Consider the following 25,965-nt stretch of genomic DNA (forward strand, 5'->3'; position numbering starts at 1 on the left):
CTGATCCTTACTACATTGTATGTTCTGTTCTGCTTATAATATCGTCTTGTACATCTTTTGCTAATGTAACAAAATGTGCTGAGTATCCAGCTACTCTAACTAATAAGTCTTTGTGATCTTGTGGATTTTCTTGAGCATCGATTAAAGTTTGCCTATCTATAACGTTAAATTGAATATGAGCACCCTTGTGATCAAAGTATGATTTTATTATAGATACAAAGTTTTTAAGTCCTTTTTCACCTTCTACAGATTTTGGTGAGAATTTTTGGTTGTAAAGTGTACCATTTGATGCTTGGAAGTGAGGAAGTTTTGCAACAGAGTTTGCAGCTGCTGTTGGTCCATTAGCATCCTTTCCTTGTCTTGGTGAAACTCCATCTGCTAGTGGCGCTCCTGCAAGTCTACCATCAGGTAAGGCTCCTACATCTTTTCCAAATAATACGTTTGCTGATACTGGATATATACCTGCTTGGAAAGCACCGCCTCTTGGGTTTGTATACTTATCTACCTCATCACAATAAATTTGTGCAACTCTTATTGCAAATTCATCGCATCCTTGATCATCGTTACCAAAACTACCAGTATTATCTAGAATTTTTTGGATTGTTTTAAATCTTCCTGTTTCATTTGCAGAACATCCACAAGCTGATTGGTAAGAAGAGTTTGCTGTATTATTTAATTCAAGTTTTTTAGCAATTTCATCTACATCTGTTGTGTCAGAGTTTGATAAAATTTTCTTTATTGCATCGTATATTTCTGCTTCGGATAATTGTCCTACTTTTGCAGAAACACTATCTCCTCCACAAGGTCCTGGCATTATAGAATCTGTAAAGCCAAAGTTATTTTCTAAAGCTTCTTTTAATTCTTCAAGGCTTATTCTCTTATTTTCAAATACATTCTTTTCAATAGCATATAAAGAATCACCAGAATCTGCTACTCCAAATGCTTGAGGTCCTGTAAAGTTATATAAAGCTCCTCCTGATTGAGAAGATTTACCTCTTTTAATACAATCATCTACCAAAGCTGACATAAATGGAAGATTTCCTCTTTGCATGTGGGCATAATCTACACAGTTATCTGCCTCTGCTAGATATTTTACAAAGTAGGCCATTTGTTTTTCAAACGCTTCTATAATTTGTTCTATAGAAGTCATTTCTGTAATTTCTCCAGTTACAGGTCCTAATTGTTTTCCATTGCACCTACCATTATTAAGTGTAATTTCTAAAACTTTTGCTGCATTAAAGAAGGCCGCATCGTGCCATCCTTCTGTTTTATGGCTTGCTTGTGGTTCAACACAACCTATTATTGAATAATCTCTTGCATCTTCAAGCTTAACCCCTCTTGATACCAAGTTTAATATTATTACTTCATCATTGTAAAAAGCAGGTACTCCATAACCTAATCTTGAAACTTCACAAGCTCTTAGTAAAAATTCATAAGGAGAATTTTGGTGTACTCTTACTGAAAATGAAGGTGCTGGAAGGGCAACGTGAGATACAGATTCCATACACATATATGAAACATCATTTGTAGCATCAAGGCCATGGATATCTTGTCCACCTACGCATAGGTTTTGGAACATTGAATATCCTGCAAAAGCTTGGGCAGATACTTCATCTCTTGCCTTATTTATATCATTAAATTTAACCCAAATACAATCAACTAATTCTTGGGCAAGTTCCCTATCTATGCTATCATTTTTCAAATATGGATACATGTATTGGTCAAATCTTCCTGGACTTATTGAGTGACCATTAGATTCTATTTGTACCATTAATTGGATAAACCAGAATGATTGGCATGCTTCCCAAAATGTATCTGCTCCATATTCTGGAACTTTTTTACAAATATCAGATATTTTTAGTAATTCTTCTTTTCTTTTAATATCGTTTTCTTTATCAGCAAGCTCTCTTGCCTTTTCTGAGTATCTGTGAGCAAATTTAATAGCAGCTGTATATGTAATTATAAGTGCCTTATAAAATTGCATTTTTTCTATAGTTTCAGGATCCTTATCGTCAAGTTTTCTCATAGCAAGAATAACTTCTTCTAAAACTCCCCTAAATCCTCTTTTTAAAATTTTTCCATAGTCTACAGTTACGTGACCTACTCCACCATAGAAATAATTTCCTACAGAAAATATACCATTTTCTATACAATCTTTGGCTTCTTGGCTCATAAGAGAGTCTGCATATTCAGAATTTGTTTTTCCTTTCCAATATTTGAAAATTTCCTTTAATTCTTCTTTTGTTTCTTCTCTTATCAAAAATGGATCAGCAGACCTTGTTGCCATAGTATCAAATTCGTCTGCAACCCATGAATATGAAAATTCTGGACACAAACCTGTTGATCTTGGTGTTTTTGTCAAAGAACCAACTACTAGTTCGTCTTCTCTTATTGTTACAGGTAGATTTTTAAAAAGCTTTTCACATGCTTTGGCACGTCTTAGTATATTTGACATACCTTCTGTTTCTTTGTAAGATTCTGTTATTAATCTAGCCCTGTCTGCTTCAACCTCTGGAGTTGCGTTAATTATTACTTTTCTAAGTCTTTCAACTCTTTGTGTAGGTTTACTAAAGCCTCTTTCTATCATTTTTCCCTCCTAAAATCAGAATATTTCTTTATAAGGCGATGATATAATGAAAACGTTAATTTGTAAATATATTATCAAAGCTAAATGATTGCATTATTCAAACCTACATCTTTAGTAAACAAGTATATTTTTAGGTTTTTTAATATTTTTCTATAAAAATTTCTGTCTATATTCCTCATGACCAGAACATTTTATATTTTTTTGTATTATTCAATACTATTAATCCTATTAAAATTTTTACTTTCTTATATCTATATTTAAAAAATCATTTCTCCAATTTTTTAAACAATCTATAAGGTTATTTTTTTAGTCCTTCTAGTGAAATTTTTTTGTATTCTTATCTATATCCCAATAAATTTCCCTATATTTTCCATCATAAATTTTTAAAATTTCAGGCATAGACTCGCTCATTTTTTCCATCTTTTTAAATTCGTCGTAATCTTTCCAAAATAATTTTCCTTCCCTATTATCTTCAATTAATTTGCCAGAAAAATCCTTTGTTTGGTATAAAAGTCCCACATCTTTTTGAAATTCGCCCTCATCATTTGTGAAGGTCCAAGTTATTATTCCAACAAGCTCAGGATTTTTTATATCCAGGTTTGTTTCTTCTTTTGCCTCTCTTATTACTGAATTTTCAAATGATTCATTTTCTTCAACTTTTCCTCCAGGAAAGGTTAGGCCCTCCCAGCCGTATTTTTTCTTTTTATCTAATACTAGGACTTTTTTATTTTTTTCATCGTAAATTTTTACCATGTTCATTAATCTAATTTTCATTATTTCTCCAATCCATAAAAAAAGGAAGCAAGTTTCCTTACTTCCCTTTGTTTTTATTTTCTTTCAAGTTCAATTTTTACAGTTTTATCATTTAATTCGAATTCTTCTGTATCAAGGTCTTTTACTTCCATACTATCAGCCAAAGTTTCTTTTTTGATTTCTTCTTCAAATTCTTTTAGAGCATTTTTCAATTCATCATCTGCATTGTAGAAGATTTCAATTCTATCTGTTACTTCATAGCCATTATCTTTTCTAAGATTTTGGATTTTTGATACAAATTCTCTTGCGTATCCTTCTTTTTTAAGCTCTTCTGTAATTTCTGTATCCAATACTACAAAGACATTTCCATCCATTTCAACATCAAATCCATCTTTTGCTTGGATTCTTACGTCAAGATAATCTTTTTCAACTGTGTATTTTTCTCCATTTATTTCTATTTCTTGTGGAGAATTTTCAACCTTTTCTACAAATTCTTTTGCATCAACTCCAGCCAAGAATTTTCCAAAGGCTCCCACATTTTTAGCAAATATTTGTCCAACTTTTCTAAAGTTTGGTTTTAAATAATAATCCATAAAGTCTGAAAGATCATCTGCAAATTCAACTTCTTTTATGTTTAATTCTTCTTTGATTAAACCTGTCAAATCACCGATTGTGTCTTTAAATGATCCATCTACTATTATTTTTTCTAGAGGTTGGCGAACCTTGATTGATTCTTTTTCTCTTGATGCACGACCAAGTGTTACCATTTTTCTTACAAGGTCCATTTTTTCTTCTAATTTTTCATCAATTAAAGCTTCATTAACTTCATCCAGTTTTTCAACGTGAACTGAAAGTCCATTTGTTAGGTTTCTGTAGATTTCTTCTGATATAAACGGAGCTATTGGTGCTATCATTTTTGAAAGACTTAGCAAGACATCGTAGCATGTTTTATAAACTGCTTTTTTAGATTCTGTTAAATCTTGGCTCCAAAATCTTTTTCTATTTCTTCTTATATACCAGTTTGATAAATCTTCTACTACAAAATCATTTACTAAGTGGACAACCTTGTTGTAGTCAAATGATTCCATTTGTTCATAATAAGCTTTTAATAGTGAATTTAATTTCGAATATAGCCACTTGTCGATTTCTTCAAGTTCTACATTTTCAAAATTTTTGATTTCATCTATTTCTATATTATCTGTATTTGCATAGAGAGCAAAGAAGTTATATACATTTTCTATTGTTCTAAAGAAGTTATTTTTAACTTCGATTAGACCTTTTTCGTCAAATTTTGTTGGAACCCAGCAAGGTGATACATATAAAGAATAAAATCTTACTGCATCTGCCCCATATTTATCAAATAATTCAAATGGATTTAGGGTATTTCCTTTTGATTTTGACATTTTTTGTCCGTTTTTATCAACAACCAAGTCGTTTACCAAAACATTTTTGTAAGGTGCTTTTCCTGTTATGATTGTTGAAATTGCCATAAGTGAATAGAACCATCCTCTTGTTTGGTCGATTCCTTCGCAAATGAAATCTGCTGGGAAATAATTTTCAAAATCTTCTCCCTTTGCAAATGGGTAATGAACTTGTGAAAATGGCATTGCTCCTGAGTCAAACCAAACGTCAATTACATCTGGAACCCTGTGCATTACTTTTCCACAATCAGGGCAAGTTATTGTTACATCATCTACATATGGTCTGTGAAGTTCTATATCTTCACTTATATCTTCCCTAGCTTTTTCGGCCAATTCTTTTCTTGATCCAATTGATTCAACATGACCACAATCGTCACATCTCCAAAGATTTAGTGGTGTTCCCCAATATCTTGATCTTGAAATTGCCCAATCTTTTACATTTTCTAGCCAATTTCCAAATCTTTTATCTCCGATTGTTTGTGGATACCAATTAACTTCGTTATTATTTTCAACCATTTTTTCAGAAAGTTTACTCATTTCAATATACCAAGATGGTTTTGCATAATAAACTAGTGGAGTTTTACATCTCCAACAATGAGGATAATTGTGTTCGATTGTTTGTTTTTTATAAACTTTTCCCTCATCTCTTAAATGTAAGAAAATTTCTTCGTTTGTATCAAAAATAAATTTGCCCTTCCAAGGAGTTTCTGTAAAACATCCTTCAAGGTCAACTGGTTGAACAAATGGTAAATTATATTTTCTACCGAGTTGGTAGTCGTCCTCACCAAAGGCTGGAGCTGTGTGAACAATTCCTGTTCCGTCTTCTGCTGAAACATAATCAGCACAAGTTAAGAAAAATGCCTTTCCATCTGGTTTTACATAAGGAAGTAATTGTTCGTACTCAACATACTCAAGATCTTTTCCCTTCATCTCTTCAACAACTTCATATTCATGATCTGCCATAACTTTTTCAAGCAAAGATTTTGCCAAATAATAATAGCATCCATCAGTTTTATCATTTACCTTTACATAATCAAGTTCTGGATGAACAGTCAATGCAACGTTTGATGGAAGAGTCCATGGTGTTGTTGTCCAAGCTAGGAAATATTCATTGTCGGCATCTTTTTTCTTAAATTTACAAATTAAAGTTATGGCCTTATCCATTTGATAGCCTTGAGCAACTTCGTGACTTGCAAGACCTGTACCACATCTTGGGCAATATGGCATAACTTTTGCCCCTTCATAAATTAATCCTTTTTTGAAAGCTTGGTTTAAAAGCCACCATTCAGTTTCTATATAGTCATTGTCCAAAGTTATATAAGGATTGTCCATGTCATAAAGAAAAGCCATCCTATCTGACATATCTCTCCACATATCTGAATATTTAAAAACAGAATCCTTACATTTTTGGTTGAATTTTTCAACTCCGTATTCTTCTATTTGATCTTTTTCGCTAAATCCTAATTCTTTTTCAACTTCTATTTCAACAGGAAGGCCGTGTGTATCCCATCCAGCTTTTTTCAAAACCTTAAAGCCCTTCATGTTTTTATATCTTGAAGTCATATCCTTTAAGGTTCTTGCTATAACATGGTGGATACCTGGTTTTCCATTTGCTGTTGGAGGTCCATCAAAAATTATATATTCTTCAGCATCTTTTCTTGTTGTAAAGGTCTTGTCCAATAGGTCTATATCAGCCCAGTATTTGGAAAGATCAAGCTCTCTTTGTTTTGTGTTTTTAGTATCTAATGATTTAAAACTTGCCATAATACCCTTTCTTTCTAATTTCTTAAAATAATTTATAATAAAAAAACGCCCCCAGAAGGGACGGTCCACCCAAAAATTGAGTATGAAGTTAACGCCTATCTTACGTAATAAACTAATTTTTTTCATTTATTAAGCTAAAAGATGATCTTCATAATAAAAAATGCATAGCCACTTTCACCTAAAGGCCTCTCTGTTAATTATTTTTTAAAACTACTCTTCTTTTAATTGCTTATATCTACTGACTAATTTACTATTTTTAGAGAAAAAAGTCAAATTGATTTTTATCTAAAAAAATAGATATTTATAAAACCATAAGCAAGGTACCTGCTCCAATTAATATAGATCCAATAATAGATTTCATTGAAAGATCCTCACCCAAAAATAAAAAGGCAAGAATTAAAGTTAAAACTACACTCATCTTATCAATAGGAACAACCCTTGAAGCATCTCCATATTTTAAGGCTCCATAATAACAAAGCCAACTTGCGCCTGTTGCAAGTCCTGATAAAATTAAAAATATCCAAGATTTTTTGCTAATATTATAAATACCTGAAAATGATGATGTTATAAAAACCATCCCCCAGCTCATAAGTAAAACCACAAAAGTTCTAATAGCAGTAGCAAGGTTTGAATTTACTCCATCAATTCCTACTTTTGCCAAAATTGAAGTAAGGGCAGCAAAAACTGATGATAAAATTGCAAGTATTAACCACATAATATCCTCCTTCTTCTATTATAGAACTTTTGTGTAATTTTAAAAATCTAGAAAAATCTTTTTTCTACTCTTTCTTTGTTAATTTATTTTCTAAAATATAAGTTTCGGGACTTTTTGTAAAACTAAAAGGTATCATTGCCAATCATAACAAAACAGCGAATATAATTTTAATAATATTCTTTTTCCCCATTTTAAACTTCATTTCTATAAACTACTTTTCCATCAACTATTGTATATTTGACAGATCCAAACAAAGGCTTATTTATAAAAGGAGAATTTGAAGACTTTGATTTAAAATTAGTGTATGTAACTAATTCATCCTTATCAAAAATCACTATATCAGCATTTGCTCCAATTTTTATTTGACCTGCATCTAAATTTAAAAATCTAGCTGGATTATAGGTCATCTTCTCTAAAATTTTTTCGAGGCTTAAGTATCCTGGCCTTAATAAATTTGTTATTGCTAGGGAAAGTGAAGTCTCTAAACCTATTATTCCACTAGGAGCTTTTCTTATATCTTCTACATTTTTTTCTTCAAATGTATGTGGGGCGTGGTCTGTCGCTATAACTTCTATGGTGTCATCTTTTAATCCCTCAATTATAGCTAACCTATCTTTCTCGCTTCTTATTGGAGGATTCATCTTTGCCAATGTTTTTTTCTCTAAAATAGCTTCCTCGTTAAGGCTAAAATGATGAGGTGTAACTTCTGCAAAGATATTTGCCCCCAATTTTTTTAAAGACCTAACAATTTCTACAGAATTTTTAGAACTGATGTGTTGTATGTCAATTTTTGCTCCCAAATCCAAGGCTAGAAGTCCATCTCTTGCAACCATTAAATCTTCACTTACATTTGGAGCCCCATCAATTCCCAGTGATTTTGCAATTTGACCCTTGTTATATCCGGGATTTTTGATAAAATAATTATCTTCTTCATGAAGGCTTATTGTCATATCTAATTTTTTTGCTTCCTTCATTGCTTCAATCATTATTTCATAATCTTTAATAGGAATTCCATCATCAGTAAAAACAACAGCTCCAGCTTTTTTTAAAGAAGGCATATCAGTAAGCTCTTTACCCTTAAATCCTTTTGTCACTGCAGCTGCAGAATAAACTTTAATTTTTTGTTTTTTCATTATTTCATTAACATAATTTAAAGTTTCTACATTATCAATTATGGGCTTTGTGTTGGCCATGGCTACAACACTTGTAAATCCACCTGCTGCAGCTGCATTTGATCCTGTTTCTATAGTTTCCTTGTGAGTTTGGCCAGGCTCTCTAAAGTGAACATGAATATCTACTAGACCAGGGCTTACTATAAGTCCTTTTGCATCTATCACATTTTCATCTTCTAAATTAATATTTTTTGAAATTTCTTTTATAATTCCATTTTCAATATATATATCAGAAATTTCATTAAAACCACTCTTAGGGTCAATCACTCTTCCATTTTTAATTAACATTTTTTATCCTTTCTAAATATATAAGTTCTTTCAACAAGTGCATAATAAAGATTAGGTTTTTATCAACTTTTTTTGAAAAATTTATATAATCATAGCCTAATCATATCTCTTCAAATTACTTCTTTTTTATTGATATCTAATGCAGGATATATTGGAAATTTTATACTTTATAAGAAACTTTTCTTTTATTACATACTTTTTCCATTACTTTTTCAACTTTATTTTATAGAATCGTTTTTAATATTTCTAAAGTCAATACTAAATTAGATTTTTAATCTCTATCTTTATTAATTGTATCAAATTTTTTAAATTCATCCTTTTACCACTGCCATAATATATTTCTAAATCTTATTAATCTGTATTTTCATAAAAAAAGCTTGGAATACTAAATAAAGTATTTCAAGTTTTTTATAAAATTATTTATGAATTTTTAACCTAAACTTATCAATTGAAAAGTTATCCCAACTATCTACATTTGAAATTTCTAAGGCCTTTTCTAACATTTTTATATCAGATGTAAAATCTGACCTTAAAAAATAAAAATTTTCGTCCATAAAGGATAAAACTATACCATCAAAATCATTAAACTCTTCAATAAACCTAAGTTTTTCTACATCATAATATTCATAAACTTTAATTTCAACCTTATCCAAGTTTTTATCGCTTATGGGATTGAATTTAAAATCAAAAAATCCTGCATTTACAGCCTCATAAATTATATCAAGGCCTATGTTTTCTTTTGTAGGATAAATTGAACCTGATATTCCTTTTAATCGTCCATCGATACTAACTTCAATTCTTATTCCATTTGATTTTTCCTTAAATTTGGGGTCAAACTCCCTCAGGTAAGTTTTATTTTCTAAATAATATTCTATAGATTCTTTTGCTAATTTTACATAATCATCCATTATAATAATCTTTCTATATCCTTTTCAATTTTTTCAGGCTTTGTTGTTGGTGCAAATCTTTTTACAACATTTCCATCCCTATCTATCAAAAATTTTGTAAAATTCCATTTAATTTTTCCACCGAGTATTCCTCCTTCTTCTTTTTTCAAAAATGTATAAAGAGGATCTTCATTTTCCCCATTTACATCAATTTTTTGAAATCTATCAAATTTTGTTCCAAAATTTAATGCACAAAAAGAATCTATTTCTTGATCATTTTCTGGAGCTTGGTTAGCAAATTGATTGCATGGAAAATCTAAAATTTCAAAACCATCATGGTGATATTTTTCAAAAAGAGCCTCAAGGCCATCATATTGGGGTGTGAAGCCACACTTTGTCGCAGTATTTACTATCAATAAAACTTTTCCCTTATATTTTTCAAGCTTTACATCTTCACCTTTATTATTTTTTACTACAAAATCATATATCATAACTTATTTTCCTCTCCTGTTTTAAACTTCTTTATTAATTTACCCAAATTTTAGCTAATTTATTGAATTTGGGGTAAATTAATTAGTAGAGAATAAATAATATATAAATTGATAAATTATAAAGGAGAAAAAATGTACGATTATTTAATTATTGGAAACGGTATTGCAGGATTAAAAGCTGCTGAAACTATTAGAAAAAAAGATGATCATGCTTCAATTGTAATTATTTCAAAAGCAGCTGATTATACTTATTGGAGAACAAAATTATCTGAATTAATTTGTAAAGATTTTACAAATGATGATATTTTGGTTAAAAAATTAGACTGGTATGAAAAAAATAATATTGATGTTAAACTAAAAAATGAAGTAGATAAGCTTGACCTTGAAAATAAAAAAGCAATCCTTAAAAACGGAGATCAAATAGAATATGGCAAGGCTCTTATAGCAACAGGTTCTCATCCTTTTGTTCCACCAATCAAAAATATTGACACTGAAGGGGTTTTTGCTATCAGAACTGTTGATGATTTAAATTCTTTCAAAAACCACATCAAAGAAAACAAAAAAGTTATTATAATTGGTGGTGGACTTCTTGGTCTTGAAGCTGCTTTTTCAATCAAAAATGCAGGATGTGATGTTCTTGTAATTGAAACTTTTGATTATATCTTAGGAAAACAACTTGATAATGAACTATCTTTAAAACTTGAAAAAGAATTAAATGAGGCAGGAATTGAAACTTCAACTGGTAAAAACACATCAGAAATCCTAGAAAAAGATGGAAAAGTTTGTGGAATTAAACTTGATGATGGTACAGAAATTGAAGGTGGAACTATTTTAGTTCAAACAGGTGTAAGAAATGACCTTGATGTTGCTATAAATTCAGGCCTTAAAACAGAACGTGGAATAATTGTAGATGAAACTTTAAAAACAAGTGATGAAAATGTCTATGCAGCTGGAGACTGTATGCAATTAGGCCAAGCTACAATAGGTCTTTGGACAGCATCAATGGAAATGGGAGAAATTGCTGGAAGCAATATGACAGGTGATGATAAAACTTACCAAACACCAAAGCCATTCTCATCCCTTCTTCTTGGAGACATAAAACTATTCTCAGCAGGATTTAATAAGGGCGAAGGAATAGAAGAAGTTAAAAAAGAAGACGGAGAAAAAGTTTATAAATTATTTAAAAAAGAAGGAAAATATTTGGGAGGAATCCTCTACAAAGATATCAAATTCCAAAATGACGTTAAAAAAATAGTATTTGAAGGAGAAGATCCAAAAAATACAAAACTTGGAAAAGAAATTTTTGGTATGTAAGAAAAAAGCTCTTGGTTAAACCAAGAGCTTTTATTAATTTTCTATAATGTCAGTCGGACTTGTTTCATATACAAAAATCATTGAATCAAAAATTTCTTTTGGAGACTTTTCTATTCTGTATGAGTATGGGACAAATTTCATTATCGGAGTGTAACCTTCGCCTAATGAGCCCATTTTTATTTTTGAATCTAAGAGATTTTTGCTATCTCCATCTTTTACTTTTGAAAAATTTAAATAATAGGAATTCTTATAATTTTTTGCCTGGTAGGCGAAAGGATCTGCTGATATAAATTTTTGTATTGTCCTTTGATTTTTTTGCATAGTTTTTATATTTACCCTTGTTTTATAAAAATCTGTTCCTATTGGAAAATATGATTTTTTATATTTTTCACCTAAATTTTCTCCCATATTTTTATACATTGCTTCTTTTTTTCCGATATGACCATTGTGACCTGCTATCATTATTCTTGAATCTTTCTCATAATCTTTTATCCAAGAAATATTTTCTGCCATTTTCTTATCTCTATATTCACTTGATTTTACATAATCATCAACCATTTTATAATATGGAAAACTTGATAGAATATTTTCTATAAGTCTTTTTTCTTTGGTATTTTTTTCAAGTTTTTCATCTAATTTTTTTAAATTTTCTTCCAAAATTTTCATCTTCGGATCTTTTATTGAAATATTATCTTTTTCTAAGACATCCAGACTTTTTATATCGAAATCAATATTTTCTTTTTTAACAAAATCTTTTACAAGATTTACAGATTTTTCTGGATTTTGCATATCAAAACCGTAGAAGGAAATTTTTTGGTCGTGATTTTGGTTGTATTTTTTTATCCAATTTATTAGATCATTCATCTCCTTCGTATGGTAAATTGGAAATGAGAAGATTTTTGATGGATTTTTTTGAAATTTTCCTGATTTTACATAAGAATCTATCTCCATTCCTTCTGAAAAATCACATTCCAAGGCAAAGGCCCTAACATTTTCATCTTTTACTAATTTTTTCAACAAGGTTAATTTTAATTCTTGAAATTCCTTATTTCCATGTGTAGCCTCGCCAAGACCAATTATTTCTACTTGGTCATCGATTTTTATATCTTCTATTTTTTGAGCATATTTACTCAAATCTGAAATTTCTTTTTTGGCTTTAAATTCCGGAATTTTTGTCCACAAAAATATAAACAAAAATCCCAATACTGAAATAGAAATTATTATATATAGTAGAATTTTAAATATTTTTTTCATTTTTACTCCTTATTTAATTTTCCCATTTCAAAATATATTGGAAGGGTTATTCTAAATATCATTATATAAATTAATGAGAAAATTATTATACAAATTGCCTCTATTTCTATAAATTTTCTAAGCTCAAGCATGGCAAACATTTGAATCATGCCAAAGGCAAGTTTTGAAGCGATTAAAATATGGATTATTGAAATTATTAGGGGTCCAAAAAATGTGAAATAGTTTTGTTTTTTGACTGAATTTTTTATTTCTTTTTTGCTCATCCCCACTTTTTGTAAAATCTTTATATTTCTTCCATCTTCAAGGCCTTCTGCTGCTTGTTTGTAATAAATTACTACAATTGTTGAAATTAAAAATACTAGGGCAAGAATTGTTACTACTATATAGGCACCTGTATGAATTTTATCAAATTCAATCCTATTTTCTATGGAATTTTTTACTAAAATATTATCAGATATATTTTCATTCAAATTTTTGTCCATGTAGTCAATATTTTTTTGACTTTTATCTTTTAAGTCAAAATATATTCCCGACACACTAGGGAAAGTCTTAATATTTTTGCCATCAGATATTTTTTTTGAAAATTCATCCATATCATCTACAACTAGGACAATATTGTGAAAAAGACTTGTTGTAGGATCCATTAGGACATAGGAGGTATTTTTTACATTTTCTTTTACTTTCAAATTTTGATTTTCTAAAGAAATTTTTCCATATTTTTTTGCTTTGGAATCAAAAACTATAGCCTGGTCTTTTTTAAGAGAAATATTTGTCTTATTTGCCATATTAAAAGATTTTATATCTGTTAGGGAAATAATTTTGGTTTTTTCATCCATTATTGTTTTTCTTAAATCATCATCTTCAATGATAGAAAATTTTCCAGGTGATTTTTCACTAACTACAAGACCTTTTCTTCTAAATTCTCCAAGATTTTCTATTTTTTCCTTGTCAATATTTTTTTCAAGTAAATTTTTTCCATATTTTTCACTTTCCTTATCATTTTCTTGGTATTGGATCAAAAAATCACTTGGGGCAATCCTATCTAATAAATCATTTTTCCCAATAAACATGGCACTCATCACAACAAAGCTCAAAAGAAAAAGTGAAGAAATAATGGTAATTGATGAAAGGGCCATGGCAGATTCCTTGCTTCTTTTGATAAGCTCTCCTATAAAGGTCATATTTGTGCCCTTGTAATAAATTTTTTTATTTTTTCTAAAAAGTTTTAAAATCCAGATCACAAGAGATCTAAAGAAAAAATATGTTCCAATTATTACAGCAATACTTGCTGGCAAAAATTTTGGAAGAGCTTGAAAAATTCCACCATTAATTGAAAGGGCCGTATAATAACCGTAGCCAATTAAAATTACGGCTAAAATCATAGAAATCACATTTGCCTTTGGTTCACTTTCGCCTTTTTGGGAAAGTTTTGAAAGCTCAATCGGATTTGTTTTTCTAATCGAATTTAAACTTATCAAAGTTATTAGAATAAAGATTATAGCAAAAATAATAAGTCCTAAAATTAACTTAGAAAAATTTACAGAAAGTTTTATCTCCATTTGAATTTTCAAAATTTTTGCCACTAAATTTATAAAAAGAGGTCCCAAAAGAATAACAAGAAAACTTCCAATTATCAAAGTAGAAATTCCAAGAATTAAATTTTCTATAATCAAAATTTTTCTCAAAGATTTTTTATCCATGCCAAGTCCATACAAAAGTCCCAATTCCTTATAGCGATTTTTGACTATGGTTTTTGCCATATAAACAAGAAAAATCAGAGAAAAAATCGCAACAATCCATGAACCCATTTCCAAAAGACTTTTTATAATTTCGCTTCCCCTAGTTTCCAAGATAAATTTTTCACTTTTTAAATCTATTAAAAGATTAAAAATAAAAAGCATAAAACTTGATGCTAAAATGTAAGGAAAATACAAAAATTTATTATTTTTTATCCCCCTTGTCGCCATTTTAAAATTAAGCTTGTTCAAATCCCTCACCTCCAGATAAAATCATCATTTGAGATTTGACCAATTTTTCATACATTTGGTCATTGGTCCTATCTCCCTTATAAAGGTCATAGAAAATTTTCCCATCTTTTATAAATAAAACCCTAGAGGCCCTTGCAGCAGCCATGGTCGAATGGGTAACCATAAGAATTGTTTGCCCATTTTTGTTTATTTTTTCAAAAATATTTAAAAGCTCCATGGAAGAATTTGAATCCAAGGCTCCTGTCGGCTCATCTGCCAGTAATATTTTTGGATTTGTAATAAGAGATCTTGCAACGGCAACTCTTTGTTTTTGTCCTCCGGAAATTTGGTAGGGAAATTTATCCAAGAGATCAGAAATTTTTAAGGCCTTTGCAAGTGGATTCAATTTTTCCTCCATAATTTTATATTTTTCATTTGCCAAAACCAAAGGCAAAAATATATTGTCCCTATTGTTTAAAGATGATAAAAGCGAAAAATCTTGGTAGACAAAGCCCAATTTTTCCCTCCTAAATTTTGCCCTTTCCTTATCACTCTTATTTTTTGTATTTTCACCAGATAAAATTACATCTCCAGCCGTTTGAGTATCAAGACTTGCTATCAAATTTAAAAGAGTAGATTTCCCAGACCCACTCTCGCCCATTATGGCAACAAATTCTCCTTCTTCGACTTCAAAATTAATATCTTTTAAGGCAACAACCTGAGTATTTTTATCTTCACTATTATAAACTTTTCTTAAATTTTTAACTTCTAATATATTCATAAGATCCTCCTAAGCCTATATTACAAAAAATAAAATAAAAAATCCCTAATTTAAACTTACAATTTTTCCCATAAACTTACATTTTGTAAGATTAAAAAAAATCGGCAAATGCCGATTTATAATGTTGATAAAGTATTCAAATCCTCATGCTAAGAATATCATACGTAAAAAATTGATTTGATTTCAAATTTAAAAATTCGTCAAAATCGCACTGTCCGAGCGAACGCGAGTTTGCGATTTTAGAATTTTAAAATTTAGAAATCATCAATTTTTGGAGTCAGATATTCGTGCTTGAGGGTTTGTTTGCTTATCATAAATAAAGAAATCCCTATTAATTTTCAATAATACCAGATTTTTTAAGATTAATCGAAAAAACAGTTCCCTCTTTCTCCTTAGAATCAATTTTATATTCATATCCAAGCTTTTTTAAAATATCATTTACCAAAAAAAGTCCTATGCCTGTTGAATTTGCATCTCTTTTATCACTATCTCCACTAAAACCAAATTTATTAATATTTTTCAAATCTTCTTTTTTAATACCAATTCCAGAATCTTCTATTTTTAAGATAGAATCACGGTAGGAAATTTTAATAAAACCCTTATCGGTATATTTTATAGCATTAAACAAAACCTGCTCAAGGACAAGGCCCAGCCATTTGGGGTCTGAAATTATATTTTCATCTTCTATATCAAGAATTAATTTTAAATTTTTATGGATAAAAAAACTCCTATATCTTTTTACGATATCTTTAATCAGCCTTTCAATCGAAAAAGATTTAAAAGAATAATCTAAACTGTCCTGACCCAATTTTATAAAAGATAAAATTGAGGCAATATAATCGTCAATTCTAATAAGTTCTCTTTTTATGTCATAATTTTCTTCCCTTTCACTAATCAAAGAAATGCTTGAAAGGGGAGTTTTTATTTGATGAGTCCAAATTGTCAAAAGATTTTCCAAATCATTTTGACTTAGTTTACTAGAAATTCTAAGATTTTCTATCTCTTTTTCCTTTCTTTCAAAAATTTCTTTCAAGTGTCTTTCATAAATATTTTTTTCAAAAAAAGAAAAAGAATTTTTTTCCAAGCACTTTTTGGCCTTAAAAAATCTAAAAATTCCTATAAATAAAAATATAAAAAATAAAATTAATAGGCAATAGGAAAAAATCCTAAAATCTATAGGAAAGGCCAAAGAAAATATTAAGGATAAGATAAGAAAAATAAAAAAGGAAAAAATATAAGACCTATTAATGCTAAAAAACAATTTCAAATTTTTCATTTTATAAAATATCCAACTCCCTTTTTTGTTTGAATAAAATCATCTAAGCCAAAATCTTTCAATTTTTTCCTAAGTCTGTTGATATTTACAGTCAAAGTATTATCATCAATAAAAGAATCAGTAGCCCAAAGCTTATCCATGATAAGCTCTCTTGAAACAATTTTTTGAGGATTTTCCATAAGAATTTCCAAAATCAAAAATTCATTTTTAGAAAGATTTATTTCCTTATCATTAATTTTAAAAATCATCTTATCTTTGATCAAAGAAATATTTTTATAAGAAAGATCAAAATTTTTCCCAGAAAAATCATAAGACCTTCTAAGAAGGGCCTTGATTTTCATATTTAAAACCTGCATAGAAAAAGGTTTTGAAATAAAATCATCAGCCCCATAATTTATGGCATTAATTAAATTTATATCATCAGCCGCACTGGTTAGAAAAATAATAGGAAGATTAGAAATTTCCCTAATTTTCTCACACCAATAAAAACCATTTTCAAAAGGAAGCTTCAAATCCATCAAAACAAGCTTATAATTTCTTTTTTTAAATTCATCCAAAATATTAGAAAAATCATCCGGCATAAAACAAGAATATCCTAAAAGCCCAAGCTGAAAAGAAAGCTCCTCACAAATTTTTCTATCATCCTCAACAATAAATATATCCATAATAACTCCTTAAAATTATTATAATAGATTTTTTAGTTTTTGAAAATTTTCACAAAAAAAGAAGCTTTTCTGCTTCCAATCTGTTGACAAAATAAAACTTTTCCCATTTTGACCAGATAAACAACCGCCCGTTTCGATTGTTTATCCCGATTCATCGTATGCAAGGAGCGGAGAAATCTCATGAGATCTCTCCACAAGGTCGAGATGGTAAGTAGCTTAATTTTTATTTTACAATAAAATATTACCTACATTCATACTTTGCCTATGATCTGGAAGCCTTTGGGCTTCTAATTTTTCTTTTTAAAAAGTATATCAAAGGATTTTTCTTCTAGATTTTCTCCGATAAATATCAAAGAATTTGTAAAAGATTCTCCTTGGTATTTTTCTACTGAAAATTTATTATCGACAACATCTACCTTGACTTTTTTATCTTCCACATTTACAAGACCTTTTGCTCTAATTAGTTTTCCAAACCTATTTTGACAAACTGCATTGAAATTTGTTCCAAGTTCATTAAAATCTTTGAAAACTACATTTTCATACGCCAAATTATCAAGATGTAAATGTTTATAGTCTACTCTTATTAGAGATTCCTTATCATATTCTCCAATAATAGAGTCCCATTCTTTTTTATCAAAATCCTTGTAGTGAGTGGTGAAAACTTTTGCTTTTGTTAATTCTTCAAGTTTTTTTGCTTCTTTTTCGATTTTTTCTGTACTTATATTTTCAGTTTTTGATAATAGTATATAGGATGAATTTTGGATTTGATCTAGGAAAAGCTCTTTATATTCTCCCATAATCTTATCGATACTATAATAGTCGACTATAGCTATTGGTTTTAAAATTTTTATTTTTTCATATTCAATTGGACTAATATTTTCAATTATTTTAGAAAGATATCCCAAACCTGTTGGCTCTATTATCAAATATTCTGGATTTATTGTGTTTTCTATGCTCATTACCGTTGTTGCAAAATCTTTTTGTTTTGAACAACAAATGCAGCCTTCTTCCAAGGATAAAATTTCTTTTCCAGTATTTTTCAATAAATCTTTGTCTACATTTGCCTTGGCATAATCATTTTCTAAAATTACTGCATAATTCAATTTTTTTGATAATTTTTCTATAAAGGTTGTTTTTCCACTTCCCAAAAATCCCGATACTATTATTATTTTCATCTAATCTTCCATTAAATCTTCTGCTACAATTACAACTGGTTTAATTAAATCTTTTGGTTTATCTTTCATTAAGTATAAAGCCTCTTCAACTTTTTCAAATCCGTTAAATTTATGGGTAACAAGTTTTGAAAGATCTAATTTTCCACAAGAAACAAGTTTAGCAAGTTTTTCCATTCTTAATCTTCCACCTGGTGTTAAGCCTCCACTAATTGTCTTATGGCCCATTCCAACTCCCCATTCAACTCTAGGAATTTTTATATAATCTCCACCGTCAAGATAGTTTACATTACCAATTTTTGCACCTGGTTTCATAGCCTTGATTGCTTCTTCAAAAGTATCAACTGTTCCACCAGCAATTATAACTCTATCAACTCCTTTACCATTTGTAAGTTCTAGAACTTGTTCAGAAATTGATCCTTCTTTGTAAGAAATTATATCTGTTGCTCCATAAAATTTAGCAGCTTCTACACAATTTGGACGTGTTCCTACTGCATAAATTCTACTTGCTCCTCTTAAGTTTGCTCCTGCAACTGACATTAATCCAACTGGCCCAATTCCTACTACCAAAACTTCATCACCAAATTGAACATCAGCTTGTTCAACACCATGGAATCCTGTTGTTACCATATCTGATAACATTGGAGCTAAAACTGGATCTACACCTTCAGGAATTAAAGCAAGATTAGCATCGGCATCATTTACATGGAAAACTTCTCCAAATACACCATCTTTAAAGTTTGAGAATTTCCATCCAGCAAGCATTCCGCCTGAATGCATTGGAAATCCTGCTTGACTTTCAAGAGAAGACCAATCTGGAGTAATAGCTGGAACTAAAACCCTATCTCCTGGTTTAAAATCTCTAACTAATTCTCCAACTTTTACAATTTCTCCAGCAGCTTCGTGGCCTAAAATCATATCGTGTCTATCTCCAATAGCGCCTTCCCAAACTGTGTGAATATCTGAACTACATGGAGCCAAAGCTATTGGTCTAACAAGAGCATCTAGTGGTCCCATTTCTGGTTCCGGCTTTTCAATCCAACCTGTCTTACCAATTCCCAACATTGCAAACCCTTTCATAGAGTCCTCCTTATTTTTAAATTTTTTTTATTTTGTCTGTCATTACATATTAATTTTAATTTATATCCCAATACTTGTCAATCATTTATCATTTTATTTTTCTATTTTAAAATTTGATGAAAACCATAACTTAAAACTAATGTAGATTGGTAAAATAAAATAATTTTAAGTTAACAGAATAAATTTTTATTTTAAAAATTTCTAATCGTTTTTGAAAATAATAAAAAAATTACAAATATAAAAGGCAAAAAAATAAGACTGCTTTTGCAGTCTCATACTGTTGACAATATAGATTTTATAATTCATTACTTATTTTAAAATAAAATTACGCTACAACCCATCTAGAGCAGATAATTATGCCTTGATTTGGCATAATTATCCCTAAAAATTAGTGCGAAAGCACGGAAAAGTTTTCGAAGAAAACTGGTTTTAGTAGTCGATAGATCTCTTGAAATCTATCGACTCACTACGTTCGCTCGAAATGGGTGAAAATTTAGTTTGTCAACAGTCTGATACTGCTTTTGCAGCCTTAGAATGTTGACAAAATTGATTTTGTAATTTACTAATGATTTCAAAATAAAATTACGCTAAAACCCATCTCGAGCCTAGTCGAGAGATCTCTTGAGATTTCTTCGCTCGTTGCACACGATGAATCGGGATAAATTTAGTTTATCAAAAGTATGAAACTTCATTTGCAGTCTTTATTCTTTTTATAATTTCATTGAATTTTGTCTTCTTCTTAATTTTGTTATTGTTGCTTCTTCGTCAAGTTCTATCATTGATAAGTCTATTACTGTATCTTTTGGAATATCTACTATGGCTTTTGTTTTTTCTGTGATTAGGGCTATTGGAAGTAGGTCTTCTCTTATTGATCTTGTGTGGTCGGTTAATTTTCCAAATACCTTATCTGAACCTATTCCATCAAGATATTCTCCTTTTTTGATATCTCTTTTTGCAACAGAAACTGTATCTGCAACTTGTCCATGAAGGGGTGCTATAGTTGGTTCGTTTTCCATTACAGCATTATAAATTGTAATTGGTGTCTCAAGACTTGTTAAATGATATGGTCTATTTAATAAATAATTTGGACCATCTCCAAAGCCTAAAAATTTCATCAAATCTCTTACTTCTTTTTTATCACTTGTTACAATTAAAAATACACCTGGTGCCATTCCTGGAGAAAATTCTACTGTTTTATATGATGATAAAACTCCCCCATCTTCTTTTAATTTAAAATCTTCTACAGCTGTTTCTGGGCTAGTTGGTATTCCGTGACAACCAAATGTATCTGGCAAAAATCCTAGACAGTTACAAACTGAATTTAATTCTATCATGGTGTTTGTTCCATCAACAAAACTTGTAAGCATTCTTGGTGAAAGTCCTTTTTTTTCTGCCTCATCTTTTAAAATTTCTGCATTTGCATAGTTATCTAATGGATTATTTTTTCCTTTTGCAGCAACTAATATGTCAAGACCTATTCCATAAGCAAAATCACAAAGCTCAATTATTGATCCTGGTTCATCTCCTGCAATTCCAGTATAAACAACTCCAGCTTTTTTTGCCATATCATAAAGAATTGGTCCAACTACAGCATCACATTCTACATTTAGTGTTATAAAATGTTTATGATATTGAATTGATTTTGCTGCGATTTCTGCTCCAAATGGTGGGTTTCCTGTAGCATCAATTACAGCTGTAATTTGTAAAAGTTTGTAAGCTAGTCTGTAATTTGAACTTACTACTACAAATCCCTTGTTCAAAGCCTCATAGGCCTCATCGTATGAGTCTGTGTTTATTATTTTATCTTCAGAAATTCCTGAATCAACTAGGGCAATTTTTGCTTTTTCTGGTGTATGTTCTACTACAAGAGAAACTTCAATTGCATCTATATCTCCCAATTGATTTATAAGGCTTGCACCCATTTTTCCACAACCAATTATTGCCAAAGAAATTCTTTCACCGTTGTGTTTTAATTCTTTTAGCTTTCTATTTATCTTAAACATTTAATCTCCTTATATCTTCTGAGGCACTTTTTGCTGATGAGAAAGCCCATTGGATATTATATCCACCACAATCTCCAGCTACATCCATTACCTCACCTATAAAATAACAATCTTTGATTTTTAAAGACTTCATTGTTTTTTTGTCAATTTCCCCACAAGATACTCCCCCCAAACTCACTTGGGCGTTTTTCTTATCATTAATATCGATAATATCAAATGAGAGGTTTTTCAAAACATTTACTAGCTTATTTAAATCATTTCTTGATATATTTTTTTCTCTAGGGTTTATTTTAGCCCTTTTTATTATATCAATTATGAGTTTTTTATCTAAATTTCCTATTAATATTTCTTCTATACTTCTTTGAGGAAATCTTTTTACTTTTTCTTCTAATTTTAATAAAAGTCCCTCTTTTTTATACTCTGGATAAAAGTCTATGTCAAGCCTTACTTTCTTCTTATCTTTAAGGGCTAGGGAAATTTCGTTCGAAAGAGCTAGGATTGCTGTTCCAGTAAGCCCGTAATTTTGAAAAATTATATCATCTTGTGATGATTTTTTATATTTTTCATCTATTATTAAACTTGCTCTTACATTTACTTTTACACCCTTTGCCCTTTTTGATAGTGGATTTTTAGCCTTAAAATTTGTTATTCCATAGGTAATTTCTTCTATTTTTGTGTGATTTTTTAAAATTTCTAAAATAGACCCATCAGAACCAGAATTTTTTAAAGTAAGACCACCTGATCCTATAACTAGGATATCATACTTATATTTTTTCTTATTTTCTGATATTATGAGTTTTTTATCAAAATCTATATCCCTTATTTTTTCATTAAATATAAATTTTGCATTTTCCTCTGCTTTCATCATCAAAGAATCTTTTACACTTTGGGCACTCATAGTCTTTGGATAGCACCTGCCTGATGGTAGACTTGTCCAATCTATGCCCAAATATTCAAAATACTTTATCAAATCTTTGTTGGAAAAATTATCCAAAGAATAATTTACAAAGTCTTTTTCCTTTGAATAATAGTTTTCATAAGAAAGCTTTAAATTTGTAAAATTACACCTGCCATTTCCTGTAGCAAGGAGCTTTCTACCGCTATCTTTGTTTGATTCTATAACTGTTATGTTTTTATTACCTAAAAAAGAGCAGAAGGCAAGCGAACTTACCCCTGCTCCTATTACAAAAATTCTCATAATTCTTCTAAAACTTCCCTTATGGTTTCTTTTTCATTGTAGTAGGTCTTTATGTTATTTTTTAATTTTAAGAAATTTTCCTCACCTTTTCCAAGCATAAAGACAAAGTCACCTTTTTTTGCATGGCTTATGCCGTATTTTATGGCTTCTTTTCGATCTTTAATGATTATAGACTCACCCTTATTTTCATCAACACCCTCTTTTATTTGTTGTGAAATATTTTCAAAGGTGTCAAATTTTGGATCGTCTGTTGTTATCACTGAAAATACCCCATATTTTGCTGATATCTTCCCAACAGCCTTTCTTATATCATAAGTCCTATCGCCATTTATCCCATAAACTGCGTATATTTTTTTATCTTTTGGTAAGTCTTTAAAAAGATTTTCAAAGGCTTCTGGAGTATGGGCAAAGTCTACTACTATATTTATGCCAAGTTTATTTTCTATAAATTCAAACCTTGATTTTACCCCGGTAAAATCTTCTAGGGCTTTTGAAATTTCTTCTAATTTGTAGCCTAAATCATTTGCTATGGCAATTGCGCAAAGGGAATTATAAATATCATAATGTCCAAACCTATTTAGGTGAAATTTAACCCCATTTACTGTAAATTCCAAGCCTAAGTCTACTCTTTTAATATTTTGGGCCCTGTATTTTGAATCTTCATTTATAGAAATTGTTAGGGCATCTTTAAAAATTTCCTTGGCCCTTTTCCCATAATCATCATCAAGATTTACAACTTGTTTTTTGGAATTATTTAAAAGAATCATTTTTGCTTTAAAATAATTATCCATTGTTTTATGAAAATCCATATGCTCCATGGAAAGATTTGTAAATACTCCGTATTCGTAATCTATGCCATAATTTCTTTTTAGGTACAAACCGTGAGATGAAGTCTCCATTACTGCATTTTTAATGTTTTCTTTTTTAGCTTCTATTAAAATTTCATTTAAATCTGTAATTTCTGGAGTAGTATGCTCTGTTGGCATAGTCTTATTAATCAAGTCAGCACCGTCTGTTCCTATATTTGCACATGGTGATCCTAATTTGTTCAAGACAAAGGCAATCAAGTTTGCTGTTGTGGTTTTACCATTTGTTCCTGTTACCCCAATCATTCTCATTGACTTTGATGGATAATTTGAAAGTAAATTAGAAATTTTAGCAAGGGCAAGTCTTTGATCTTTTACTTTTATATAATTTATCCCACTTTCGAAATTTATATCATCATTGGTATAAATTATTGTATTTGCCCCATTTTTTATTGCTGAATCAATATATTTATGGCCATCAAATTCATATCCTTTGTTGGCTAAAAATATATAATTATCTTTTATTTGTCTTGAATCTGAAGAAATCCCTATAATTTCTTTATCATTTTGAATATTTTTTGATATATAGGAAATTTCTTTTAGTATCTTTTCTATTTTCATTTAATGAACGTTGTATCCTTTCTCAGTAAGTAATTCTTTGATCTTTCTGATGTGGTCTTTTCCGTTTGTTTCAAGGGTTAGTTCAACTTGAATATTTTTATACCTGCTAGTTGCAGCAAGGCTATCGTGAATAACTTCTACTATATTTGCCTTTGTATAAGCTATAACATCAAGAAGATCTTTAAGCTTTCCAGGTGCATTTTGAAGCTCTACTGTAAATCTTGCAATTCTTCCGTCTTCATAAAGTCCCTTGTGGATTAGTTGAGAAATAAATGACATATCAATATTTCCACCACTTATTACACAAACAACATTTTTATTTTTGCAACCAAGTTTTTTACTTGCAGCAAGGCTCAATGCTCCTGAAGGCTCTGCTACTAGTTTATGTTTTTCCATCAAAGTAGTCAAGGCTACCATGATTTCTTCTTCTGTTACTGAGATATATTCATCAACATTTTCCTTGCAAATTTCGTATGTAATATCTCCAACTCTTGCAACAGCTGTACCATCTGCTATTGTATCAGCAGAATCTAGAGTTATTGGACCGCCGTTTTCCATAGCAGCTTGCATTGAAGCAGCATTTGCTGGTTCTACTCCAACAATTTTAATGTCTGGTTTAATTTCTTTTGCACATTTTGCAATACCAGAAATTAGTCCACCGCCTCCGATTGGAACTAAAATATAATCAGCATCTTCTAATTTTTCCAAAATTTCAAGAGCAATTGTTCCTTGTCCTTCGATTACATCTTCGTCATCGTATGGAGGGATAAAGGTATAGCCTTTTTCCTTGGCAAGCTCTTGGGCATATTTATTTGTTTCGTCAAAAATTTGTCCGTGAAGGTCAACTTCAGCTCCATATTTTAAAGTTCCATCGATTTTTATCATTGGAGTTGTTTCTGGCATGCAAACTATTGCCTTAATGCCTTGGTGGTTTGCAGAAAATGCTACACCTTGGGCGTGGTTTCCTGCTGATGCTGTTACGATTCCTACGGATTTTGATTCATCATCCATTTTTGAAATCTTGTTATAAGCTCCCCTCAACTTAAATGAACCAGTTTTTTGTAAGTTTTCTGGTTTTATGTACACATTATTTTTTGATAAATCTGAAAAAATTTCAGAATAAAAAATATGAGTTGGGTTAATAGCTTCGTCTACTCTTTTTTTTGCACTTTTAAAATCAAACATAAAATGCCTCCTTTTTATTAAATTATATCACAAGGAAAATAAAATAAGAATGTTTTTCTTAAATTATAAAATAGATCTTTGATAAATAAATATTTTGTTGAAATTGTGGATTTACTCTCATTATTTTAATCTTAAATAAAATTACCCCTATAATGAAAATTTAGAAAACGTTTTATTTATTACTTTTAATTTTATAGTAAAACCTAATTAAAAAAATAAAAATTTGCAAAAAAATAAACCATCCCAAGCCAATAAAAATTATTTCTTGGGATGGCTTATTTTATAAACCTAATTTTTCATCTACTAATTCTTTGTTAAAGCCTACTATATCTTCACCTTCAATATTTATTACAGGAACACCCCTGTGTCCTTTTTCTACTAGGTAATCTATAGCTGACCTATCTTGGTCTACATTTTTTTCTTCAAAATCAATATTATTTTCTCTTAAATAATTTTTTGCTGCCTTACAATGTGGGCATGTATTTGATGTATAAACTGTTACTTTTTTCATTTTTTCTCCAATCTTTTCTTTTAGATCTATTTTTCTGCCACCACTATTATACTC

The 25,965-nt window shown here is 29.9% G+C and carries 20 protein-coding genes; 1 reads left to right on the plus strand and 19 read right to left on the minus strand.

The window, feature by feature from the left end:
• Positions 1-10: 10 nt before the first annotated feature.
• The 7 genes from CJ192_RS05860 to CJ192_RS05890 all read right to left on the minus strand — a co-directional run bounded on the left by CJ192_RS05860 (position 11) and on the right by CJ192_RS05890 (position 10,078).
• Positions 11-2,587: a glycyl radical protein gene (locus tag CJ192_RS05860; RefSeq protein ID WP_004817953.1), complete on the minus strand. Its 2,577-nt coding sequence runs from the start codon at positions 2,585-2,587 to the stop codon at positions 11-13.
• Between the two features lie 315 nt (positions 2,588-2,902).
• Positions 2,903-3,361, minus strand: a complete 459-nt coding sequence (locus CJ192_RS05865) for an NUDIX domain-containing protein (RefSeq protein ID WP_102198095.1) — start codon at positions 3,359-3,361, stop codon at positions 2,903-2,905.
• A 53-nt stretch (positions 3,362-3,414) separates the two neighbouring features.
• Positions 3,415-6,525, minus strand: coding sequence for an isoleucine--tRNA ligase (ileS, locus tag CJ192_RS05870; protein ID WP_102198096.1), 3,111 nt, complete (start codon positions 6,523-6,525; stop codon positions 3,415-3,417).
• Between the two features lie 301 nt (positions 6,526-6,826).
• Complete coding sequence (locus tag CJ192_RS05875) at positions 6,827-7,240, minus strand: EamA family transporter (protein WP_004817982.1); 414 nt, start codon at positions 7,238-7,240, stop codon at positions 6,827-6,829.
• A gap of 191 nt (positions 7,241-7,431) precedes the next feature.
• Positions 7,432-8,700: a dihydroorotase gene (locus CJ192_RS05880; protein WP_102198097.1), complete on the minus strand. Its 1,269-nt coding sequence runs from the start codon at positions 8,698-8,700 to the stop codon at positions 7,432-7,434.
• Positions 8,701-9,116: 416 nt separating this feature from the next.
• Positions 9,117-9,608: an AMMECR1 domain-containing protein gene (locus CJ192_RS05885; protein WP_102198098.1), complete on the minus strand. Its 492-nt coding sequence runs from the start codon at positions 9,606-9,608 to the stop codon at positions 9,117-9,119.
• Positions 9,608-10,078 (minus strand): glutathione peroxidase, encoded by a 471-nt coding sequence (locus tag CJ192_RS05890; RefSeq protein ID WP_004818006.1) that lies wholly within the window; start codon positions 10,076-10,078, stop codon positions 9,608-9,610. The genes CJ192_RS05885 and CJ192_RS05890 overlap by 1 nt, the downstream gene beginning before the upstream one ends.
• A gap of 132 nt (positions 10,079-10,210) precedes the next feature.
• On the opposite strand from CJ192_RS05890, the gene CJ192_RS05895 reads away from it, so the two are divergent.
• Entirely contained in the window at positions 10,211-11,392 is a 1,182-nt protein-coding gene (locus CJ192_RS05895; protein ID WP_102198099.1) for an NAD(P)/FAD-dependent oxidoreductase, read from the plus strand.
• 33 nt (positions 11,393-11,425) lie between these two features.
• Here CJ192_RS05895 and CJ192_RS05900 read toward each other — a convergent pair whose 3' ends face one another.
• From CJ192_RS05900 to CJ192_RS05955, 12 genes are all read right to left on the minus strand, one after another.
• Positions 11,426-12,646: an erythromycin esterase family protein gene (locus CJ192_RS05900; protein ID WP_102198100.1), complete on the minus strand. Its 1,221-nt coding sequence runs from the start codon at positions 12,644-12,646 to the stop codon at positions 11,426-11,428.
• Between the two features lie 2 nt (positions 12,647-12,648).
• Positions 12,649-14,634, minus strand: a complete 1,986-nt coding sequence (locus CJ192_RS05905; RefSeq protein WP_102198101.1) for an FtsX-like permease family protein — start codon at positions 14,632-14,634, stop codon at positions 12,649-12,651.
• Entirely contained in the window at positions 14,621-15,394 is a 774-nt protein-coding gene (locus CJ192_RS05910) for an ABC transporter ATP-binding protein (RefSeq protein ID WP_004813095.1), read from the minus strand. The genes CJ192_RS05905 and CJ192_RS05910 overlap by 14 nt, the downstream gene beginning before the upstream one ends.
• Positions 15,395-15,725: 331 nt before the next feature.
• Positions 15,726-16,427 (minus strand): sensor histidine kinase, encoded by a 702-nt coding sequence (locus CJ192_RS05915; protein WP_244897291.1) that lies wholly within the window; start codon positions 16,425-16,427, stop codon positions 15,726-15,728.
• 239 nt (positions 16,428-16,666) lie between these two features.
• The gene (locus CJ192_RS05920) at positions 16,667-17,335 is read right to left on the minus strand and encodes a response regulator transcription factor (RefSeq protein ID WP_102198103.1); all 669 of its coding nucleotides are present in this window, start codon (positions 17,333-17,335) and stop codon (positions 16,667-16,669) included.
• A gap of 287 nt (positions 17,336-17,622) precedes the next feature.
• A complete protein-coding gene (locus tag CJ192_RS05925; protein ID WP_102198104.1) occupies positions 17,623-18,510 on the minus strand; it encodes a GTP-binding protein in 888 nt (295 codons plus the stop codon).
• The gene (locus tag CJ192_RS05930) at positions 18,511-19,587 is read right to left on the minus strand and encodes an NAD(P)-dependent alcohol dehydrogenase (RefSeq protein ID WP_102198105.1); all 1,077 of its coding nucleotides are present in this window, start codon (positions 19,585-19,587) and stop codon (positions 18,511-18,513) included.
• Positions 19,588-20,297: 710 nt separating this feature from the next.
• Positions 20,298-21,590 (minus strand): NAD(P)H-dependent oxidoreductase, encoded by a 1,293-nt coding sequence (locus tag CJ192_RS05935; protein WP_102198106.1) that lies wholly within the window; start codon positions 21,588-21,590, stop codon positions 20,298-20,300.
• Positions 21,583-22,788, minus strand: coding sequence for an aminoacetone oxidase family FAD-binding enzyme (locus tag CJ192_RS05940; protein ID WP_102198107.1), 1,206 nt, complete (start codon positions 22,786-22,788; stop codon positions 21,583-21,585). Before CJ192_RS05940 ends, CJ192_RS05935 begins: the two co-directional genes overlap by 8 nt.
• Positions 22,785-24,215, minus strand: a complete 1,431-nt coding sequence (locus CJ192_RS05945; RefSeq protein WP_102198108.1) for a UDP-N-acetylmuramoyl-L-alanyl-D-glutamate--2,6-diaminopimelate ligase — start codon at positions 24,213-24,215, stop codon at positions 22,785-22,787. The genes CJ192_RS05940 and CJ192_RS05945 overlap by 4 nt, the downstream gene beginning before the upstream one ends.
• A complete protein-coding gene (gene ilvA / locus CJ192_RS05950; RefSeq protein WP_102198109.1) occupies positions 24,216-25,400 on the minus strand; it encodes a threonine ammonia-lyase in 1,185 nt (394 codons plus the stop codon).
• 280 nt (positions 25,401-25,680) lie between these two features.
• Positions 25,681-25,911 carry a glutaredoxin family protein gene (locus tag CJ192_RS05955; protein WP_102198110.1) on the minus strand — a complete coding sequence of 77 codons (231 nt, stop codon included), beginning with the start codon at positions 25,909-25,911 and terminating at the stop codon, positions 25,681-25,683.
• Between the last annotated feature and the right edge of the window lie 54 nt (positions 25,912-25,965).

The sequence above is a fragment of the Anaerococcus hydrogenalis genome (genome assembly GCF_002871895.1).
Taxonomy (GTDB): Bacteria; Bacillota; Clostridia; order Tissierellales; family Peptoniphilaceae; genus Anaerococcus; species Anaerococcus hydrogenalis.

What these genes read in the sequence shown, in the direction of transcription:
- ilvA (WP_102198109.1), bottom strand. Translation starts at nt 25,400, where the DNA reads ATGTTTGATTTTAAAAGTGCAAAAAAAAGAGTAGACGAAGCTATTAAC.
- CJ192_RS05860 (WP_004817953.1), bottom strand. Translation starts at nt 2,587, where the DNA reads ATGATAGAAAGAGGCTTTAGTAAACCTACACAAAGAGTTGAAAGACTT.
- ileS (WP_102198096.1), bottom strand. Translation starts at nt 6,525, where the DNA reads ATGGCAAGTTTTAAATCATTAGATACTAAAAACACAAAACAAAGAGAG.
- CJ192_RS05880 (WP_102198097.1), bottom strand. Translation starts at nt 8,700, where the DNA reads ATGTTAATTAAAAATGGAAGAGTGATTGACCCTAAGAGTGGTTTTAAT.
- CJ192_RS05865 (WP_102198095.1), bottom strand. Translation starts at nt 3,361, where the DNA reads ATGAAAATTAGATTAATGAACATGGTAAAAATTTACGATGAAAAAAAT.
- CJ192_RS05935 (WP_102198106.1), bottom strand. Translation starts at nt 21,590, where the DNA reads ATGTTTAAGATAAATAGAAAGCTAAAAGAATTAAAACACAACGGTGAA.
- CJ192_RS05900 (WP_102198100.1), bottom strand. Translation starts at nt 12,646, where the DNA reads ATGAAAAAAATATTTAAAATTCTACTATATATAATAATTTCTATTTCA.
- CJ192_RS05955 (WP_102198110.1), bottom strand. Translation starts at nt 25,911, where the DNA reads ATGAAAAAAGTAACAGTTTATACATCAAATACATGCCCACATTGTAAG.
- CJ192_RS05885 (WP_102198098.1), bottom strand. Translation starts at nt 9,608, where the DNA reads ATGGATGATTATGTAAAATTAGCAAAAGAATCTATAGAATATTATTTA.
- CJ192_RS05940 (WP_102198107.1), bottom strand. Translation starts at nt 22,788, where the DNA reads ATGAGAATTTTTGTAATAGGAGCAGGGGTAAGTTCGCTTGCCTTCTGC.
- CJ192_RS05925 (WP_102198104.1), bottom strand. Translation starts at nt 18,510, where the DNA reads ATGAAAATAATAATAGTATCGGGATTTTTGGGAAGTGGAAAAACAACC.
- CJ192_RS05920 (WP_102198103.1), bottom strand. Translation starts at nt 17,335, where the DNA reads ATGGATATATTTATTGTTGAGGATGATAGAAAAATTTGTGAGGAGCTT.
- CJ192_RS05910 (WP_004813095.1), bottom strand. Translation starts at nt 15,394, where the DNA reads ATGAATATATTAGAAGTTAAAAATTTAAGAAAAGTTTATAATAGTGAA.
- CJ192_RS05890 (WP_004818006.1), bottom strand. Translation starts at nt 10,078, where the DNA reads ATGATATATGATTTTGTAGTAAAAAATAATAAAGGTGAAGATGTAAAG.
- CJ192_RS05930 (WP_102198105.1), bottom strand. Translation starts at nt 19,587, where the DNA reads ATGAAAGGGTTTGCAATGTTGGGAATTGGTAAGACAGGTTGGATTGAA.
- CJ192_RS05945 (WP_102198108.1), bottom strand. Translation starts at nt 24,215, where the DNA reads ATGAAAATAGAAAAGATACTAAAAGAAATTTCCTATATATCAAAAAAT.
- CJ192_RS05895 (WP_102198099.1), top strand. Translation starts at nt 10,211, where the DNA reads ATGTACGATTATTTAATTATTGGAAACGGTATTGCAGGATTAAAAGCT.
- CJ192_RS05875 (WP_004817982.1), bottom strand. Translation starts at nt 7,240, where the DNA reads ATGTGGTTAATACTTGCAATTTTATCATCAGTTTTTGCTGCCCTTACT.